13 protein-coding genes are annotated in these 18,476 nt (G+C 73.0%); 9 read left to right on the top strand and 4 right to left on the bottom strand.

The window, feature by feature from the left end; translation table 11 throughout:
- The first annotated feature begins 145 nt into the window (after window positions 1–145).
- The gene (gene speB, locus ACZ59A_RS05970; RefSeq protein ID WP_470954023.1) at window positions 146–1,132 is read left to right on the top strand and encodes an agmatinase; all 987 of its coding nucleotides are present in this window, start codon (window positions 146–148) and stop codon (window positions 1,130–1,132) included.
- A gap of 42 nt (window positions 1,133–1,174) precedes the next feature.
- Here speB and ACZ59A_RS05965 read toward each other — a convergent pair whose 3' ends face one another.
- Entirely contained in the window at window positions 1,175–1,837 is a 663-nt protein-coding gene (locus tag ACZ59A_RS05965; RefSeq protein ID WP_470954021.1) for a M15 family metallopeptidase, read from the bottom strand.
- A 213-nt stretch (window positions 1,838–2,050) separates the two neighbouring features.
- Here ACZ59A_RS05965 and ACZ59A_RS05960 point away from each other — a divergent pair, with 213 nt between their 5' ends.
- The 5 genes from ACZ59A_RS05960 to ACZ59A_RS05940 all read left to right on the top strand — a co-directional run bounded on the left by ACZ59A_RS05960 (window position 2,051) and on the right by ACZ59A_RS05940 (window position 9,036).
- Window positions 2,051–2,995 carry an alpha/beta hydrolase gene (locus ACZ59A_RS05960; RefSeq protein WP_470954017.1) on the top strand — a complete coding sequence of 315 codons (945 nt, stop codon included), beginning with the start codon at window positions 2,051–2,053 and terminating at the stop codon, window positions 2,993–2,995.
- The gene (locus ACZ59A_RS05955; protein WP_470954015.1) at window positions 2,988–4,175 is read left to right on the top strand and encodes an acyltransferase family protein; all 1,188 of its coding nucleotides are present in this window, start codon (window positions 2,988–2,990) and stop codon (window positions 4,173–4,175) included. Before ACZ59A_RS05960 ends, ACZ59A_RS05955 begins: the two co-directional genes overlap by 8 nt.
- Window positions 4,176–4,185: 10 nt before the next feature.
- A complete protein-coding gene (locus ACZ59A_RS05950) occupies window positions 4,186–5,532 on the top strand; it encodes a sensor histidine kinase (protein WP_470954012.1) in 1,347 nt (448 codons plus the stop codon).
- Window positions 5,529–6,206 carry a response regulator gene (locus ACZ59A_RS05945; RefSeq protein ID WP_470954009.1) on the top strand — a complete coding sequence of 226 codons (678 nt, stop codon included), beginning with the start codon at window positions 5,529–5,531 and terminating at the stop codon, window positions 6,204–6,206. Before ACZ59A_RS05950 ends, ACZ59A_RS05945 begins: the two co-directional genes overlap by 4 nt.
- A 109-nt stretch (window positions 6,207–6,315) precedes the next feature.
- Window positions 6,316–9,036, top strand: a complete 2,721-nt coding sequence (locus ACZ59A_RS05940; RefSeq protein ID WP_470954006.1) for a glycosyl hydrolase family 65 domain-containing protein — start codon at window positions 6,316–6,318, stop codon at window positions 9,034–9,036.
- Window positions 9,037–9,162: 126 nt separating this feature from the next.
- Here ACZ59A_RS05940 and ACZ59A_RS05935 read toward each other — a convergent pair whose 3' ends face one another.
- Together ACZ59A_RS05935 and map are read right to left on the bottom strand one after the other, a co-directional pair.
- A complete protein-coding gene (locus ACZ59A_RS05935; RefSeq protein WP_470954003.1) occupies window positions 9,163–10,239 on the bottom strand; it encodes an AraC-like ligand-binding domain-containing protein in 1,077 nt (358 codons plus the stop codon).
- A 74-nt stretch (window positions 10,240–10,313) separates the two neighbouring features.
- Window positions 10,314–11,081: a type I methionyl aminopeptidase gene (gene map, locus ACZ59A_RS05930; protein ID WP_470954001.1), complete on the bottom strand. Its 768-nt coding sequence runs from the start codon at window positions 11,079–11,081 to the stop codon at window positions 10,314–10,316.
- Window positions 11,082–11,136: 55 nt separating this feature from the next.
- Between map and ACZ59A_RS05925 the strand changes: the two genes are divergently transcribed.
- Window positions 11,137–11,418 (top strand): helix-turn-helix domain-containing protein, encoded by a 282-nt coding sequence (locus tag ACZ59A_RS05925; protein ID WP_470953999.1) that lies wholly within the window; start codon window positions 11,137–11,139, stop codon window positions 11,416–11,418.
- Between the two features lie 436 nt (window positions 11,419–11,854).
- A complete protein-coding gene (locus ACZ59A_RS05920) occupies window positions 11,855–15,757 on the top strand; it encodes an ABC transporter ATP-binding protein (protein ID WP_470954658.1) in 3,903 nt (1,300 codons plus the stop codon).
- A 116-nt stretch (window positions 15,758–15,873) separates the two neighbouring features.
- On the opposite strand, the gene ACZ59A_RS05915 is transcribed toward ACZ59A_RS05920, so the two are convergent.
- Window positions 15,874–16,317 carry a hypothetical protein gene (locus tag ACZ59A_RS05915; protein WP_468052413.1) on the bottom strand — a complete coding sequence of 148 codons (444 nt, stop codon included), beginning with the start codon at window positions 16,315–16,317 and terminating at the stop codon, window positions 15,874–15,876.
- A gap of 180 nt (window positions 16,318–16,497) precedes the next feature.
- On the opposite strand from ACZ59A_RS05915, the gene ACZ59A_RS05910 reads away from it, so the two are divergent.
- Entirely contained in the window at window positions 16,498–17,904 is a 1,407-nt protein-coding gene (locus ACZ59A_RS05910; RefSeq protein WP_470953997.1) for a S28 family serine protease, read from the top strand.
- Window positions 17,905–18,476 lie beyond the last annotated feature (572 nt).

Genomic DNA, 18,476 nt, shown 5'->3' with positions numbered 1-18,476 from the left:
CGCACCCCGGGCGCGCCCGGGGCGCGTCACCAGGCACGACACCCGCGCGGCCGTGGGGCCAATGGACGCGGTGTCCAAATCGCCCGGGCCGGGTGCTGGGGAACGTACATGTGGTCGCGCGACCACTCTGCCTACGCTCGAATTCATGACCGCAGCAGACAGTGAGCCCACCGGAACCCCCGTCGGCCCCGTCGACTCGTCCCGCATCCCCCGCTACGCGGGCCCCGCCACCTTCGCCCGGCTGCCGCGCGTCGACGAGGTCGGCGGCACCGCGGACGTCGCCGTGGTCGGTGTGCCCTTCGACACCGGCGTCTCCTACCGCCCCGGCGCCCGCTTCGGCGGCAACGCCATCCGCGAGGCGTCCCGGCTGCTGCGCCCGTACAACCCGGCGCAGGACGCCGCGCCCTTCGCCCTCGCCCAGGTCGCCGACGCCGGGGACATCGCCGCGAACCCCTTCAACATCGACGAGGCGGTGGAGACGGTCCAGGCCGCCGCCGACGACATCCTCGACAGCGGCGCCCGACTCATGACCCTCGGCGGCGACCACACCATCGCCCTCCCGCTGCTGCGGTCCGTCGCCCGCAAGCACGGTCCGGTCGCCCTGCTGCACTTCGACGCCCACCTGGACACCTGGGACACCTACTTCGGCGCCGAGTACACCCACGGCACGCCCTTCCGGCGCGCCGTCGAGGAGGGCATCCTCGACACCTCCGCCCTCTCGCACGTCGGCACCCGCGGCCCGCTGTACGGCAAGCAGGACCTGGACGACGACGAGAAAATGGGCTTCGGCATCGTCACCTCCGCCGACGTCATGCGGCGCGGCGTGGACGAGATCACCGACCAGCTGCGGCAGCGCATCGGCGACCGGCCGCTCTACATCTCCATCGACATCGACGTCCTGGACCCGGCCCATGCCCCCGGCACCGGCACCCCCGAGGCGGGCGGCCTCACCTCCCGCGAGCTGCTGGAGATCCTGCGCGGCCTGGCCGGATGCCACCTGGTCTCCGCCGACCTGGTCGAGGTCGCCCCGGCGTACGACCACGCGGAGATCACCGCGGTGGCGGCCTCCCACACGGCGTACGAACTGACGACGATCATGGCCCGCCAGATCGCCGCCTCGCGCGCCGTCTGAGGTCCGTCGACACGGGCCCGTCGCCGCGCTCTGCCCGTGTGGTCAGGGCGTCTCCATGAGGTCCCGCGGACCGTACAGGGCCGCCGGGGCGCCGGTCTGGAGGGCCCAGTAGCGGTCGCCGTACGACCAGTGCCACCACTCGGTCGGGTAGTTCACCAGCCCGGCCGAGGTCAGCGCCGCGCCCAGGGCGTTCCGGTGGGCGCGGGCCCCGGCGGGGATGTTCGGGGCCTCGGTGTAGCAGGCGCGCGCGCTCTCCTCCGGGGGCGCGTCCCAGGGGGTGCCCATGTCCAGCTCGCGCCCGTCCGCATCGGCGAGGGTCAGGTCGACGGCGGCACCGGCGCCGTGCGGGGCGATTTCGGGCGGCGATACGTAGCGGCTCGCCGCGGTCCGGATCTCCCCGTCGGACCAGGCGGGGTGCGCGGCGCGCAGCCGGGCGGAGTAGCGCTCGAAGTAGTGCCGCTGCAGCTCCGGCGGCCGGTAACCCTCGATGAACAGCAGTCGCAGCCCCCGCGGCAGCGCCGACTGCGCCGCCAGCAGCCGCTCCAGCAGACCCTGCCGCAGATAGGCGTAGGCCCCGGCCGGGTCCGCCGCCCGGCCGTCGACCAGCAGCCGCGGTGTGCGGCGTACGTCGGCCAGCGGCTCCCCGCACTCCCTGACCGGCACGGCCGCGACCCTCGGGTCGGACATCAAGGTGATTTCAGGCATGGCGTGATCGTCGCAGGTCCCGCGCCCGCGGGTGGGCAGGTGCTGCGCCCGCGGGTGGGCGGGTGCTGAGGGGCGCCCCGGGCCGTACCCGTAGTGGTCGTACCCGTAGTACCTGAGAGCTACGTGGCGAGTGCACCCCCAGGAGTGACGCCAACTACCCGTCCCGCTCCCTACCTTCCGTATGTGCGACATCCGGCACGGAAGGGGACAGGGATGGCATCTCGTGTGCGCGGCCGCCTGCGCCGCACTCTGCTCGGTGTGCTCGTCGCCGCCTCGGTGGCCGTGCCGGTGGCGGGGGCCGCGCGGCCCGCGGCGGTTCCGGCGCCCGCGCCGTCGGCGCTCCCCGCGCTGACCGCCGCGACGCCCGCCGCCCTCGGCGCGCGGTATGCCGCCCATCGCGCGGACATCCGGGCCGCCGAGCGGATGGCCGCGGGGCACGGGGACCGGCGGCGGGCGGCCGCGCTGCGGGAAATGGCGGACCCGGCGCGGCAGTTCCTCTCCTTCGACGGGCGGGACGGGGGCCGTTCCGCCGAGGTCTTCGGGGATCTGTCGCGCGCCACGCGGATCGCCGTCCTGGTCCCGGGGTCGGACACCAGTCTCGACCGGTACCGGCGCCTGCGCGCCGGGGCCGTCGCGCTGAAGCACCAACTCGGGCAGCGGGGCGCTGTCGTCGCCTGGCTCGGGTACCGGACGCCGGGCACGGTGAGCCCCGAGGTGCTGACGGCGGGGCGGGCCGACCGGGCGGCGCCCCGGCTCGCCTCCTTCGCCGGGGAGCTGGCCTCCGCCGCGCCCCGGGCCCGGATATCGCTGCTCTGCCACTCCTACGGCTCGCTGCTCTGCGCCCGGGCCGCGTCCGGCCTGGCGATAGCGGACATCGTCCTGTACGGGAGCCCCGGCGTCGGCGCCCACAGCGTCGGCCAGTTGCACACCCGGGCCGCCGTCTGGGCGGGCCGGGGCGGGCACGACTGGATAGCCGACGTCCCGCATGTGCGGATTCCGCTGCTGTTCACCACCGTCGGGCTGGGGACCGATCCCGTCTCGAAGGGTTTCGGCGCCCAGATCTTCGACGCGGGCGGCGGCGGCCACAGCGACTACCTCAAGCCCGGTTCCGTCAGCCTGCGGAGCCTGGCCCGGATCGTGGGGGACGGGCATGCGTGAGCTGATCCGGCGGGTCGACGCCGCCACCGCACCCGAGCGCGACCGCGCCGTGGACGCGCTGCGCGCGTTCGCCATCCTCGGCGTCGTGCTCGGCCACTGGCTGGTGACCGCCCTGGTCGCCGACAGCGGCACGGTGCGGGCCGCCAGCCCGCTGCAGTACCAGCCCCATCTCGTCCCGCTCTCCTGGGCGTTCCAGACCCTCGCGGTCTTCTTCCTGGTGGGAGGGCAGATGAGCGCGCGCAGCCACGCGTCCGCTCGCGCCCGGGGCGTGACGTACCGGCAGTGGCTGGGGGCCCGGCTGGCCCGGCTGTTCCGGCCGGTCGCCGCGGTGCTGGTGGTGTGGACCCTGGCGGCGGGCGCGATGCTGGCCTCCGGGGTGGGCCTGACGACCCTGCACACCCTGCTCAAACTGGTGCTGTCACCGCTCTGGTTCCTGCTGGTCTTCGCGGCGCTCACGGCGGCGACCCCGCTGGTGGCGCGGCTGCATCCGCTGTGGCCGCTCGCCGTCGTCCTCCACGTCGACCTGCTCCGGTTCGGCTTCGGCGGGCCCGCCTGGGTCGGCTGGATCAATCTGGCGGCGGGCTGGCTGGTCCCGTACTGCCTGGGCGCGGCGTGGGCGCGCGGTGGGCTGCGGGGGCGCACGACCGGCTGGGTGCTGCTGCTCGGCGGCGGGGTGACCACGGCCGCTCTCGTCCTGTTCGGCGGCTATCCGGCGGCCATGGTCGGGGTGCCCGGCGCCGCGATATCCAACCTCAACCCGCCGACCCTGGCCGCCGTCACCTTCGGCCTGGCCCAGTGCGGGGCGGCCCTGCTGCTGCTCGGGCCGCTGCGGCGGGTGCTGGCGCGGCCCGCGGTCTGGGCGGTGGTGGCGCTGCTGAACCTCTCCGCGATGACCGTCTTCCTGTGGCACCAGACCGCGATGATGGCGGTCACCTCGACCGCTCTGCGGCTGAGCGGCCCGCTGCCCGGTCTGCACACCGTGCCCGACGGGCCGGGCTGGCTGGCCGCCCGGCTGGCCTGGCTGCCGGTGTTCGCGGCGGCGCTGCTGGTGTGCCGGGCGGCGTTCGGCGCGTACGAGCACGGCAGGCCGCGCGGGGGCGGCCGGGTGGTGCGCGAGGGCCGCCCGTACGGGGCGCCGGGGGAGGCGCGGAAGGGAGCGGGAGTGGTGCGCCGTGGATAGGGTCGCGTCCATGAGGGGGCGGGCGTGGGCGGGGCGGGTGCGGCGGGGGCTGCGGGCGGTTCCGGGCACCCTGCGCGAGGACTTGTGGACGACGGCGGCCGATCCCCTGCCGCGCCGGAGCGGGCCGAGCTGGCTGGACTGGCTGCCCGCGTTCGCGCTCCCGGTGGTGCTGGGCGCGGTGGTGCTGTTCATCGCGTGCGTCGACAAGTACGGGGAGTTGTACGGGTTCAATCAGGGTGTCGGCGTCCTGCTCGCCGCGGTCCAGTCGTTGGCGCTCGCCGTGGCGCTGTTCCGGCCGGTCCCGGCCTGGTGGGGAATCACGGCCGTGACGATGGTGATCGAGCTGTTCGCGAGGCCCGGAGCCCTCTCCGAGACGATGTACCCGTGGTCCGGCGAGGGGCTGACGGTGCAGGCGTTGGTGCTGTTCCTGCTGGCGCTGCGCACCCGCCCCCGGATCGCGGCCGAGGTGCTGGTGATCAGCCTGCTGGTGTGCCTGGCCAGCCGCGTGTTCATCGGCCCGGCGCCCGTCCCCGATTCCGACCCGGGCTTCGTCGTCTCGGTCCTGGTGATCGCCGTGGTGGTCGGCACCGCGCTGCGCGGCCGCCGGGTGGCCCGGGCGCGGCTGGTCGCGCAGGAGGAGATCACCGCGGAGGAGCGGGCCCGGCGGACCCTGCTGGAGGAGCGCAACCGGATCGCCCGCGAGTTGCACGACGTGGTCGCCCACCACATGTCGGTGATCTCCATCCAGGCGCAAGTCACCCCGCATCTGGTCGAGAACCCCTCCGACGAGCTGAGGGAGAATCTCGCGGGCATCCGATGGAGCGCGGTCGAGGCGCTGACCGAACTGCGCCGGGTGCTGGGCGTGTTGCGCTCCGAGGACGCCCTCGCCGATGGCGTACCGCATGCCCCGCAGCCCTCCCTCGACCGGCTGGACGAGCTGGTGGGCACGGTGCGGAGCACCGGGATCGAGGTGGCCGTCGAGATCACCGGCGAGCGGCGGCCGCTGCCGCCGGGCATCGAGCTGTCGGCGTTCCGCATCGTGCAGGAGGCGTTGAGCAATGTGCTGCGGCACGCGCCGGGGGCGGAGGTCCGGGTGGAGATCGGGTATCACCCGGACGGGCTCACCGTCTGGGTCGTCAACACCGCCCCGGACCGGCCCGCCCCGCCCTCGCCGGGCGCCGGGCACGGGCTGCTCGGGATGCGTGAGCGCACCGCGATGCTCGGGGGCGAGCTGGCCACCGGGCCGATACCGGGCGGCGGTTACGAGGTGGCCGCCGTCCTGCCCCTGCGCGAGCCCGCCTCTCTCTTATCCCCAGGCCCGATCGAGACCGCCGAGACCGCCGAGGACACCGCATGACGACGAGTATCCGCGTCCTGATCGCCGACGACCAGAGCATGGTCCGCCAGGGCTTCACGGTGCTGCTGAACGCCGAATCCGGGATCGAGGTCGTCGGCCAGGCCGTGGACGGTGAGGACGCCGTCGCCCAGGTCACCGAACTCGCCCCCGATGTCGTCCTGATGGACATCCGCATGCCCGGCCTCGGCGGCATCGAGGCCACCCGGCGGCTCACCGAACCGGACGGCGCGACCGTCAAGGTCCTCGTCCTCACCACCTTCGACCTCGACGAGTATGTGTACGAGGCGCTGCGCGCGGGCGCGTCCGGGTTTCTGCTGAAGGACGCGTCGGCCGAGGAACTGGCCCATGCGGTACGGGTGGTGGCGGCCGGGGACGCGCTGCTCGCGCCGAACATCACCAAGCGCCTGATCACCGAGTTCTCCCGGGTGACCGCCGCCGCCCCGCGCGCTCCCCTCAAGGACCGCGTCGGCGATCTGACCGAGCGCGAGACCGAGGTGCTGGCCCTGATCGCGCAGGGCCTGTCCAACGCGGAGATCGCCACCCGGCTGGTGGTGGCGGAGCAGACCGTGAAGACCCATGTCGGCCGGATCCTGCTCAAGCTGGGCCTGCGCGACCGGACCCAGGCCGCGGTGTTCGCGTACGAGACGGGTCTCGTACGCCCCACGACGCTCTGACTCGTGAACGCATGTTCAGTTAGTGAAGACATCACGCCATCCATTGACCGATTGTGTTCACCTCTTTATCGTCGCTGCGACCGTCACCGGCGAACCACGACGGAGAACAATGACGTACTCCTCCCCCCGGCTGCCGCGCGCTGCCCGGCTGATCGCCCCGCTGCTCGTCTGCGGGCTGATCGCCGCCGTGCCCCCGGCGTCCGCCGCTCCCGAATCCGACTCCTCAGCGGCGGCCCGTGCCGGCGCCGGGGGCTGCGCGCGTGGGCCGTCCGACGGCTGGGCGCAGACCTCCGACCGCATCGATCCCAAGGACAGCTACCACGCGTACGTGGGCAACGGTTATCTCGGGCAGCGCGTACCGCCGAACGGCACCGGCTACTCGGGCGGCGGCGACAAGACCGGCTGGCCGCTGTTCACGCCCCGCTACGACGGCGCGTTCGTCTCCGGCCTGTACGCGCACAACAAGAAGACCACCGAGAACCGGCAGGTCGCCGCCGCCATTCCCAACTGGTCCACCCTCAACGTGGCCACCGGGGGCAAAGGCGCGGAGACCTTCGGCTCCGGGACGTCCCCGGGGCGCGTCTCGCACTACCGGCAGACCGTCTTCCTGCGCTGCGGCTTCGTGCGCACGTCCCTCACCTGGACGGCGTCCGACGGCCGCGCCACCGACCTCACCTACGACGTGCTCGCCGACCGCAACGACGCGCATGTGGGCGCCGTACGGCTGCGCATGACCCCGCACTGGAGCGGCGACGCCACCGTCACCGACCGCATCGACGGGCGCGGCGCGCGCCGCATGACGCAGACCGGCGGCGGAACCCATGGCGACCGTACAGTCGATGTGGCGTTCCGTACGGACGGCACCAAGACCGACGGCGCCGTCGCGTCCACCCTGCGGCCCGGCCGTAACGTACAGAAGGCGAACGCGGAACAAGCCGACAGGGAAGAGAAGTTGAGCGCCCGGCAGGGCGTCCGCTTCCCGGTGCGGCAGGGCCGCGCCTACGACTTCACCAAGTACGTGGGCGTCGACACCGCCCTGACCTCGCACGCCCCGCGCGCCGACGCCGTCGCCGCCTCCCGCCGGGCCGCCGACCGCGGCTGGCCCGCGCTGTTCTCCGAGCACACCGCCGCGTGGCGAAAGCTCTGGCGCTCCGACATCGAGATCGGCGGCCGCAGGCAGCGCGACCTCCAGGGCTGGGTGCGCTCCGCGCAGTACGGACTGCTGTCCGCCACGCGCGCGGGCTCCCGCAACAGCATCTCCCCGACCGGGCTGACCAGCGACAACTACGGCGGCCTGATCTTCTGGGACGCCGAGACCTGGATGTACCCGGGGCTGCTGGCCAGCCACCCCGAACTGGCCAAGTCCGTGGTCGAGTACCGCTACAAGACCCGCGCCGGTGCCCGGACGAACGCGCGCAAGCTCGGCTACCCCGGCCTCTTCTACCCCTGGACCAGCGCGAGCAAGGGCGGGCTGTGGACCGAATGCCACAGCTGGGACCCGCCGCACTGCCGCACCCAGAACCACCTCCAGAGCGACATCGCCCTCGCGGCCTGGCAGTACTTCCAGGCCACCGGGGACGCCGCCTGGCTGCGCGAGCGCGGCTGGCCGGTGCTCAAGGGCATCGCCGAGTTCTGGGCCGGGCGCGCCACCCACAACGCCGACGGCAGCTACTCCATCAAAAACGTCGCGGGCCCCGACGAGTACAGCAACGGCGTGGACGACGCGGTGTTCACCAACGCCGGAGCCGCCACCGCCCTGCGCGACGCCGCCCGCGCCGCCCGCGTCCTCGGCGAGAAGCCGCCCGCCGCATGGTCCCGGATCGCGGACAAGCTGCGCATTCCGTACGACAAGAAGAAGCAGGTCTTCCAGCAGTACGACGGCTACAAGGGCTCGATGATCAAGCAGGCGGACACCGTGCTGCTCATGTATCCGCTGGAGTGGCCGATGTCCGGGCAGTCCGCCGCGAAGACGCTCGACTACTACGCGGCGCGCACCGACCCCGACGGTCCGGCCATGACCGACTCGGTGCACGCGGTCGACGCCGCGTCCATCGGGGAGCCCGGCTGCTCCTCGTACACGTACCTGATGCGCTCCATCAAGCCGTTCGTGCGCGGCCCGTTCGACCAGTTCTCGGAGGCGCGCGGCGAGAAGGCGGGCGCCAACGACCCCCTCGCGGGGTCCCCCGCCCAGGACTTCCTGACCGGCAAGGGCGGCTTCCTCCAGGTCTTCACGCACGGCCTGACCGGGATGCGGATGCGCGAGGACGCCGTACGGCTCGACCCCATGCTGCCGCCGCAGCTCCGCGACGGAGTCACCCTGCGGGGCCTGCGCTGGCAGGGCCGTACGTACGACGTGGCGATCGGCCCGCACGAGACGACGGTGCGGCTGACCGCCGGTGCGCCGTTCGACATCGACACCCCGCAGGGCGGGAAGCAGGTCGTGAGCGAGGGCGCCCCCGCCGTCCTCAAGACCCGCCGCCCGGACCTCACCCCGACCACCAACCTCGCCCGCTGCCAGGAGGCGACGGCGAGTTCGCGGGAGCCGGGCATGGAGCCGGGTGCCGCCCTCGACGGCAACACGGCTACCGCCTGGGTCCCCGACGCGGCCAAGGGCACGCTCACCGCCGACCTCGGCCGGACCGTACGGATCGGCAATGTCACCGCGGAGTGGACCACCACCCGCCCCGCCTCGCACCGCGTCGAGACCTCGCTCGACGGCAAGCACTGGCGCGACGGTGCGACGGGCCCGGCCCGCTATGTGCGCGTCACGCTGCGCTCGGCGGACGACAAGAAGCGCGCGGGCATCGAGGAGCTGAAGGTCACCAAGTAGCCCCCGCACCGGGCGTGCAGTGCACAGAGCATCAAGAGCTGTGCACTGCACGCCAACGACACCCGGCGGCCGCCGGTCCATGCTGATCAGCGAAGGTAAGCAGGGCTTCGACGGGGGGAGCCCTGCTTACTTTCCGCCGTGTGAGAGCTGCGAAAGCTGCGGCAGCTCCGACGGTAGCTCCGCCAGCTCCGACGGCTGCAGCGTCAGCGCCGTCCGGCGGAAGTCCCGGGGCGGTACGCCGAAGGCGCCGCGGAACGCCCGGCTGAAGTCGGCCGCGTGGCTGAAGCCCCAGCGCGCGGCGATGGCGTGGATGGGTATGCCGCTCTGCGCCGGGTCGGCCAGGTCGCGGCGGCAGCGCTCCAGGCGCTGGGCGCGGATCCAGGCGGCGACGGTGTGCCCCTGCCGCTCGAAGAGCCGGTGGAGGTAGCGCACCGAGATGTGGTGGGCCGCGGCGATCGAGGCCGGGGTCAGGTCGGCGGCGTGCAGATTCCGTCGCATGAAGTCCTGGATCCGCAGGACGAGGGCGCGCCGGTGGCTCTCGGGGGCCATCCGGGCAGTGGCGGCCCCGGCCTCCGTCCCGGCCCCGGTTTCCGCGTCGCCGTCCAGCTCGTGCGCGAGCAGCGCGGTGAGCAGATCGACCACGACGGTGCCCAGGCGCGGCGCGTCGGCCGGGCGGTATGCGGCGTGCTCCGCGTTCAGCCGGATCAGGACGTCGGCGAGGAGCGCGCCGATGCCGGTCCGCCCCGACAGCCGCCGCCCCAGCAGCCGGTCGAGGTCGGCCGCCGGGAACGGCAGCAGGGACGGCGGCACCGCGACCGTCATCGTGTCGGTCCTGCCGCGCCCGACGAGCGCCTGATAGGGCCGGGACGTGGAGGAGAGCATGAACTGCCGCGCCCCGAGCGTGGTGGTCGTGCCCGCGTGCCGGACGTCCGTCTCCCCGCGCAGATGCAGCTGGAGGTGGTACAGCTCCGGATCCGACCGGCGGATGTGGGCCGGTGCCCGGTCGTTCCACAGGGAGGGTACGGAGGTGCCGGACACCATGACCTGCCCCAGGTGGATGCCCCACATCGTGGCCCGGAAGTCGTCCTCGTGGGTGCTGCGCAGCTCCATGGGGATCGTCGTCCGGTCGCACAGGGCGCGCCAGGCCGCGAACCGTTCCGAGGGCGGGATGTCGTCGATCGGGGTCACCATCTCGATCATCACCCTTCTGATGTGCGGTGATTCACCTGGTGTGACCCTAGTCGGCAGCCATAAGTGTTTGATGAACGCTTCAGGGGTCAGGGCGCGGTCAGCACCCGTGGTCCGTCGTTCGTGATCGCCACGGTGTGCTCGTTGTGCGTCGCCCGGCTGCCGTCCACCGTGCGGAGCGTCCAGCCGTCGTCGTCCGTCAGGTACGTGTCCCGGCCGCCCGCCGTGAGCATCGGCTCGATGGCCAGCACCAGCCCGTGCCGCAGGGGGTAACCGCGCCCGGGGCGCCCCTCGTTGGGCACCGGCGGGTCCTCGTGCATCTGCCGCCCCACGCCGTGGCCGCCGAAGTCCTCGGGGATGCCGTACCCCGCCGCGCGGCCCACCGATCCGACGGCGTGCGCGATGTCGCCGGTCCGGGCGCCGACGACGGCCGCCGAGATGGCGGCCTCCAGGGCCTTTCGGCCGGTCTCGACGAGCTGCAGATCCTCGGGGCGGGGGGTGCCGATGATGAAGCTGGTCGCGCAGTCGCTGGCCCAGCCGTCGAGGACCGCGCCGCAGTCGATGGACACCAGATCGCCGTCGCGCAGCCGGTAGCCGTCCGGGATGCCGTGCACGATCGCGTCGTTGACCGAGGCGCAGATGGCCCCGGGGAAGGGGGTCGGGGCGAAGTGCGGCCGGTAGCCGAGGAACGGAGAAGTGGCCCCGGCCCGGCGCAGCACGTCCCGGGCCACCTCGTCCAGCTCGCGCAGGCTCACGCCCACGGCGGCGGTCTCGCGCGTCGCCGTGAGGATGTCCGCGGCGATCCGGCCCGCCTCCCGCATGGCGTCCATCGACGCGTCGGATTTGATCTCGACCACAGTGCTGCCCTCCCGGGCTCGACCCAATTCTTATACCGGTATTAGTATCACGGTCATGGTGCGCACTCCTCTCACCCCGTTGGAACGTGAACGCGGCCGCTTCCTCGGCGTCCTGCTCCGGCAGGCCCGCGGCGAACGCAGCATGGCGGACGTCGCCGCCGCGGCCGGGATCTCGGCGGAGACCCTCCGCAAGATCGAGACCGGCCGGGCCCCCACGCCCGCCTTCTTCACCCTCGCCGCCCTGGCCACCACCCTGGGTCTGCGGCTGGACGACATCGCCGCGCGCTGCGCCGTGGTCACCGCCCCGGAGGAGGTGCCGCGCGACGAGGCTGCCTGAGGGGGTGTCTCGCCGATCATGCCGGGCTCCCGACGCCGCTGTGACATCAGCCGCTGCCGCGGCGGGCGGCACCTCGCGGCCCCGCGCTCGTCGCACGCAGCGCCTCCCCCAGCTACCGCTGGGCGGTGCCCCCTGCGCTCTCCTCACGCGGGTTGCGAGCCTCCCCCAGCTACCGCTGGGAGGTGCCCCCTGCACCAGACGCCGCTCGCTGACCCGGCCTGATCGACAAGACACCCCCAGGCGCCCCCGGCTCCCTTTTGTTGCGGAAGGATGAAATCCGCACACCTGTGTGTTGGGCCTTCCGGCAGCAGTGGAAACCGGGAGGTCACGAGTGGCGGGCGGCAAAGGTGACAAGGCCGACAAAAACAGCGATGGCGGCAAGGGTGACGCGGCGGGCGCGGAGCCGGGCTGGGCGCGGCGGCTGACCCGTCACAGCATGCGGTACCGCCGCAATGTGCTGCTCGCGCTCGGGGCCTCGCTCGCCGGGATGGGCGTCATGGCGCTGGTCCCGCTCGTCACCAAGCTGATCATCGACGAGGTGATAGTCCGGCACGACCGGGCGCTCGCGCCCTGGGCCGTCCTGCTGCTCGTGGCGGCCCTCGTCGTCTACGCCCTCACCTACGTCCGCCGCTTCTACGGCGGACGGCTCGCGCTCGACGTCCAGCACGATCTGCGGACCGAGATGTACGAGTCCCTGAGCCGGCTCGACGGCAGGCGCCAGGACGAACTGTCCACCGGCCAGATCGTCGGCCGCGCCACCAGCGACCTCCAGCTGGTCCAGGGCCTGCTCTTCATGGTGCCGATGATGATCGGCAACGTACTGCTCTTCCTGGTCTCGCTCGTCGTGATGGCGGTGCTCTCCCCGCTGCTCACCGTCGTCGCCCTCGCCGTCGCCCCCGCCCTGTGGGTCATCGCCTCGCGCAGCCGCGTCCGGCTCTTCCCCGCCACCTGGTACGCCCAGGGGCAGGCCGCCGCCGTCGCCGGGGTCGTGGACGGGGCCGTCACCGGCGTCCGCGTCGTCAAGGGCTTCGGGCAGGAGGCCCAGGAGACGGGCAAGCTCCGCGAGGTCGGCCGCGGCCTCTTCGCCGCCCGGCTGCGCACGGTCCGGCTGAACGCCCGTTACACCCCCGCCCTCCAGGCCGTCCCCGCCCTCGGCCAGGTCGCGATGCTGGCCCTCGGCGGCTGGATGGCGACCCGCGGGCAGATCACCCTCGGCACGTTCGTCGCCTTCTCGACGTACCTCGCGCAGCTCGTCGGCCCGGTGCGGATGCTGACCATGATGCTGACCGTCGGGCAGCAGGCCCGGGCCGGTGTCGAGCGGGTCTACGAACTCATCGACACCGAACCCGTCATCCAGGAGCGCCCGGACGCTCGCGAACTGCCCGCCGACGCGCCCGCGACGGTCGAATTCGATCGCGTCACCTTCGGCTACGACCCCGACCGGCCCGTGCTCTCCGATGTGTCGCTGAGCATCGAACCGGGCGAGACGGTGGCCGTGGTCGGCGCCTCGGGCAGCGGCAAGTCCACCCTGTCCATGCTGCTGCCCCGCTTCTACGACGTGACGGGCGGCGCGGTGCGGGTCGGCGGCGAGGATGTGCGCGAGCTGACGTACGCGTCGCTGCGCGCCGCCATCGGGCTCGTCCCCGAGGACAGCTTCCTCTTCTCCGACACCGTGCGCGCCAACCTCGCCTACGGGCTGCCGGATGCCGACGACGAGCAGATCAGGGCCGCCGCCCGGGCCGCCCAGGCCGACGGCTTCATCTCCGCCCTCCCGGACGGCTACGACACCGAGGTCGGCGAGCAGGGCCTCACGCTCTCCGGCGGCCAGCGCCAGCGCATGGCCCTGGCCCGCGCGATCCTCACCGATCCCCGGCTGCTCGTCCTCGACGACGCCACCTCGGCGGTGGACGCGCGCGTGGAGCACGAGATCCACGAGGCGCTGCGGGGTGTCATGGCGGGCCGTACGACCCTCCTCATCGCCCATCGCCTCTCCACCCTCGCCCTCGCCGACCGCATCGCCGTCCTGGACGGCGGCCGCCTGGTGGACATCGGCACGGACGAGGAACTGCGCAAGCGGTGCGAGCTGTACCGCCGCCTGCTGACGGACCCGGACGAGCTGAGCGGCATCGCCCGCGACCCGGCCGGGCGCCTGGCCGTGCGGCCGCGCGGCGGGGACGACCCCGAGCACGCGAGCGCGAACGCGGTGGGGCTCGCCGGGGCGTTCGGCGGCGAGGCCGCCGCCACCGCGCTGGTCGAGCCGTGCCCGGACGCCGCCCACGGGAACGCCGCCCACGGCAACGGCGCCCACGGGAACGCCGCCCACAACAATGGCGACCGGCCGACGGCGCGCGGCGGCGACGACCCCGAGCATGCGGCACCGCGTACGGAGGGCGGCGTGACCCCCGAGCTGTGGGTGCGGCCCGACGGGGACGGCAAGGCGTCCCCGGAGGCGCGATCCACCGCCGCCCCCGCCCCCGCCCCCGGGATGGCCGGGGCGCTCGCCGGGATGCCCGCCACGCCCGAGCTGCTGGCCAAGGTGGAGGCCCTGCCGCCCGCCACCGACGCGCCCGAGGTGGACGAGGAGCGGGCCGCGCGGCCCGAGGAGGCGTACGGGCTGCGGCAGTTGCTGCGCGGCTTCGGGGCGCCGCTGCTGTTCTGTCTGCTGCTGGTGATGGTCGACGCGGTGTCCGGGCTGTTGCTGCCCGTGCTCATCCGGCACGGCATCGACCAGGGCGTCCAGCGCCTCGCGCTGGGCGCGGTGTGGGCGGCGTCCGGGCTGGCGCTGGTCGTCGTCGTCGCGCAGTGGGCCGCGCAGTTCGGGGAGACGCGGCTGACCGGGCGCACGGGCGAGCGCGTGCTGTACGCCCTGCGGGTCAAGATCTTCGCGCAGTTGCAGCGGCTCGGACTCGACTACTACGAGCGCGAGCTGACCGGCAAGATCATGACGCGGATGACCACCGACGTGGACGCGCTGTCGTCGTTCCTCCAGACCGGTCTGGTCACCGCCGTCGTCAGCCTGCTGACCTTCTTCGGGATCCTGGTCGCGCTGCTGGTGATCGACGTCGAGCTGGCGCTGGTGGTGTTCGCCACCCTGCCGCCGCTGATCATCGGCACGTTCGTGTTCCGCCGCAAGAGCGTCAAGGCGTACGAACTCGCCCGTGAGCGCGTGGGCACCGTCAACGCCGACCTTCAGGAGAGCGTGGCGGGGCTGCGGATCGTGCAGGCGTTCCGGCGGGAGGGCCTCGGCCGGGAGCGGTTCGCCGCGCGCAGCGACGCGTACCGGCAGGCGCGGGTGCGCGGTCAGTGGCTGATCTCGGTGTACTTCCCGTTCGTGCAGCTGCTGTCGTCCACCGCCGCCGCACTGGTGCTGATCGTCGGCTCCGGGCGGGTGAGCGACGGGACGCTCACGGCGGGCGCGCTGGTCGCCTATCTGCTCTACATCGACCTGTTCTTCGCGCCCGTGCAGCAGCTCTCGCAGGTGTTCGACGGCTATCAGCAGGCCACGGTGTCGCTGGGCCGCATCCAGGAGCTGCTGCGGGAGCCGACCACCACCCCGGCGCCGAAGGACCCGCGCGCGGTGCGGACGGTGCGCGGCGAGGTCGCCTTCGACGAGGTGCACTTCCGCTACGGGGACGGCGAGGAGGCCCTGTCGGGCATCCGGCTGTCGATCCCGGCCGGGCAGACGGTGGCGTTCGTGGGGGAGACGGGGGCGGGCAAGTCCACGCTCGTCAAGCTGGTCGCCCGCTTCTACGACCCCACCGGCGGTGCCGTACGGGTCGACGGTACGGATCTGCGCGAGCTGGACCTCACCGCGTACCGCAACCGGCTGGGCGTCGTCCCGCAGGAGCCGTATCTCTTCCCGGGGACCGTGCGCGATGCCATCGCCTACGGTCGCCCCGGCGCGAGCGACGCCGAAGTGGAGGCGGCCGCTCGGGCGGTCGGCGCCCACGCCATGGTGGCCTCGCTCGACGGCGGCTATCTGCACGCGGTCTCCGAGCGCGGGCGCAATTTGTCGGCCGGGCAGCGCCAGTTGATCGCGCTCGCGCGCGCCGAGCTGGTCAACCCGGACATCCTGCTGCTCGACGAGGCCACGGCCGCACTCGACCTGGCCACCGAGGGCCTGGTCAACCAGGCCACGGACCGGCTGGCGGGCCGCCGTACCACGCTCGTTGTCGCGCACCGGCTGACCACCGCGGCCCGCGCGGACCGGGTGGTGGTCCTGGATCACGGACGAGTGGTCGAGGACGGTACGCACGAGGAGCTGGTGGCGCGGCCGGACGGCCGGTATGCCGAGCTGTGGCGCACCTTCACGGGAGAGACGGCACCGGTGGGGGCGTAACGCCCGTGCCGTCGGGGCGGGTTCGGCCGCCACATGCCGTCTCGTGAGTGCGCCGCCCGGCCGTGACTATACGGCCGGTAACTCTCGGCGTTCGCCGCTCATCACGTACCGTGACGTCACGGTTCCATGCCGCTCGCCCTCGCGATGCCCTCCACCTCGCGCCGGTCCGCCTCCCGCTGCTCCGCCTCGGCCGCCACGCGCTGCTTGTGGCGGTGCAGGAAGTCGGGGTCCTGGGCCCGGTCCTGGGGCACCAGCACCTTCATGCCCTTGGCGTGCGGGCTGTCGCCGAGGTCGACGACCACCCGCTCGTCCTGGGAGGTGAGCAGGCCGAACAGCACCAGCAACTCGGCCTGGAGGGCGGGGGTGAACAGCTCTTTCTCCTCGGGCCCCATGCCGAGCTCGTACGTCCCCCCGCGGACGGCCGGTGAGGTGCTCAGCTCGCGCAGCAGCCGCATGAGCAGCTCCAGCGAGCGGGGATCGATTCGGTCCTGTAATTCGGTCAGATACTGCGTCAGCCGCTCGGCCCGTTCGCTCCGGTCGTGCCGTTCGTCTCGGTCCATGTCGCCAGGATGCGCCATCACAGCCCGCTACGAAAGAGGGTGACGGTAACAACTCTCCGTATTCGGCGACTGGTTGGCGCGATCCGACACCTCTAGCCACTGTCGTCTGTGCCCCGATAGGTTCTCGGCGACCTGTGCGATTGATGTGCACCCAGATGATGTGTTCCAAGGGGAGGGCGAATGGGCAAGGCGCTCAGATGGCTGTTGTCGCTCGTGATAATCGTGGGGGCGGTCGGCGCCGGTGCGGGCGGCGCACCGGCGGCGGCGGCCGCCCCCGGCGCCGAGCCGGACATCAAGGAACGTGTCCTGGCGATACCCGGGATGAGCTTCGTCGAGGAGCAGCCGTACGACGGCTACCGCTTCCTCGTCTTCACCTACCGGCAGCCGGTCGACCACCGGCACCCGTCCAAGGGCACCTTCACGCAGCGGTTCACCCTGCTGCACAAGGCCACCGACCGGCCGACGGTGTTCTTCACCTCCGGCTACAACGTCAACACCGCGCCGCGCCGCAGTGAGCCCACGCAGATCGTGGACGGCAACCAGGTGTCCATGGAGTATCGGTTCTTCACGCCGTCGCGGCCCCAGCCCGCCGACTGGTCGAAGCTCGACATCTGGCAGGCCGCCAGCGACCAGCACCGGCTGTACCGGGCGCTGCACCGCGTCTACGACAAGAAGTGGCTCGCCACCGGCGGCAGCAAGGGCGGCATGACCGCCACGTACTACCGCCGCTTCTACCCGCACGACATGGCGGGCACGATCGCCTATGTCGCGCCCAACGACGTCGTCAACAACGAGGACTCGGCCTACGACCGCTTCTTCGCGGGCGTCGGCACCGCCGAATGCCGCACCAGGCTGAACGCGGTCCAGCGCGAGGCGCTCGTGCGGCGCGACGAGATCGTGGACCGCTACCAGAAGTGGGCCGACGAGAACGACCAGACCTTCAAGGTCGTCGGCAGCGCCGACAAGGCGTACGAGAACGTCGTCCTCGACCTGGTGTGGGCCTTCTGGCAGTACCACCTGCTGAAGGACTGCGCGGACGTCCCCGCGGCCACGGCCTCCACCGATGAGCTGTACAAGTTCATCGACGAGATCTCCGGCTTCTCCGCCTACACCGACCAGGGCCTGGAGACCTACACCCCGTACTACTACCAGGCGGGCACCGAACTGGGCGCCCCCACCTTCGACACCCCGCACCTGGACGGCCTGCTGCGCTACCCCGGCATCTACAACCCGCGCAACTACGTCCCGCGCGACATCCCGATGCGCTTCAAGCCGAGCGCGATGCGGGACGTGGACCGCTGGGTCCGCCATGACGCGCAGCGGATGCTGTTCGTCTACGGGGAGAACGACCCGTGGGGCGCCGAGCCGTTCCGCCTGGGCAAGGGCGCGCGCGACTCCTACGTCTACACGGCCCCCGGCGGCAACCACGGCTCCAACATCGCCCAGCTGACGGCCGCCGAGAAGGCGAAGGCGACGGCCGCGGTCCAGAAGTGGGCAGGCGTCCCGGCCTCGTCCAAGCCCCTGGCCCGCCACGACGCGAAGCTGGACCGCCAAGAGCCCAAACACGAGCCGGTACTGCGCCCATAACCCCGGCCCACGCCCCGGCCCCGCCCGGGCCAGTGCCCATGCCGCCCCGGCCCACCCGGCCCCGGCACCTCCGGGCTTTGGCCCCGGTCCCCGGCCTCGGGCTTCGGACCCCGGCTTCGAACTTCGGGCTCGGGGCCGCTGGCCTTGGCTCTGGCCGGGCCCTTGGCCTCGGCGCCGGACCGGCACCCACGGGCCTTGGCTTGAGCCCCGGCCTGGCACGGGCCCCGGGTTTCGGTCCCGGCCCCGGGCTTCGGTCCCGGCCTCGGGTTCCCGTCCCGGAGCCGGTGGCCTTGGCTCTGGCCTGGCTCCGGCTTCGGGTTTCGGGGCCCTGGGCCCTGGCCTGTGTCGGGCTCGTGGGCTGGCCGCCCGGCCCGGGGACGGGCCCGGGCCGCCCCGGAGCTCCGCCCTGGGGGCGGGTCGCGGGTCCCGGCTGCCGCCGGGCTCGGGCGGGTCCGTGGCATCTCGTCCCGGGGTCTGGGGCGTCGACCGGGCCTGGACCTGACCGCTTGGGCCGCAGGCCCGAAGGCCGGGGTGCCGGGGGTTTCCCCCGGTTTCGGGGAGGGGCGGGGTGG

The organism is Streptomyces sp. NPDC040405, assembly GCF_055595765.1.
The sequence above is the reverse complement of the archived record's forward strand: the minus strand, read 5'-3'. Positions and strand labels throughout refer to the sequence as shown.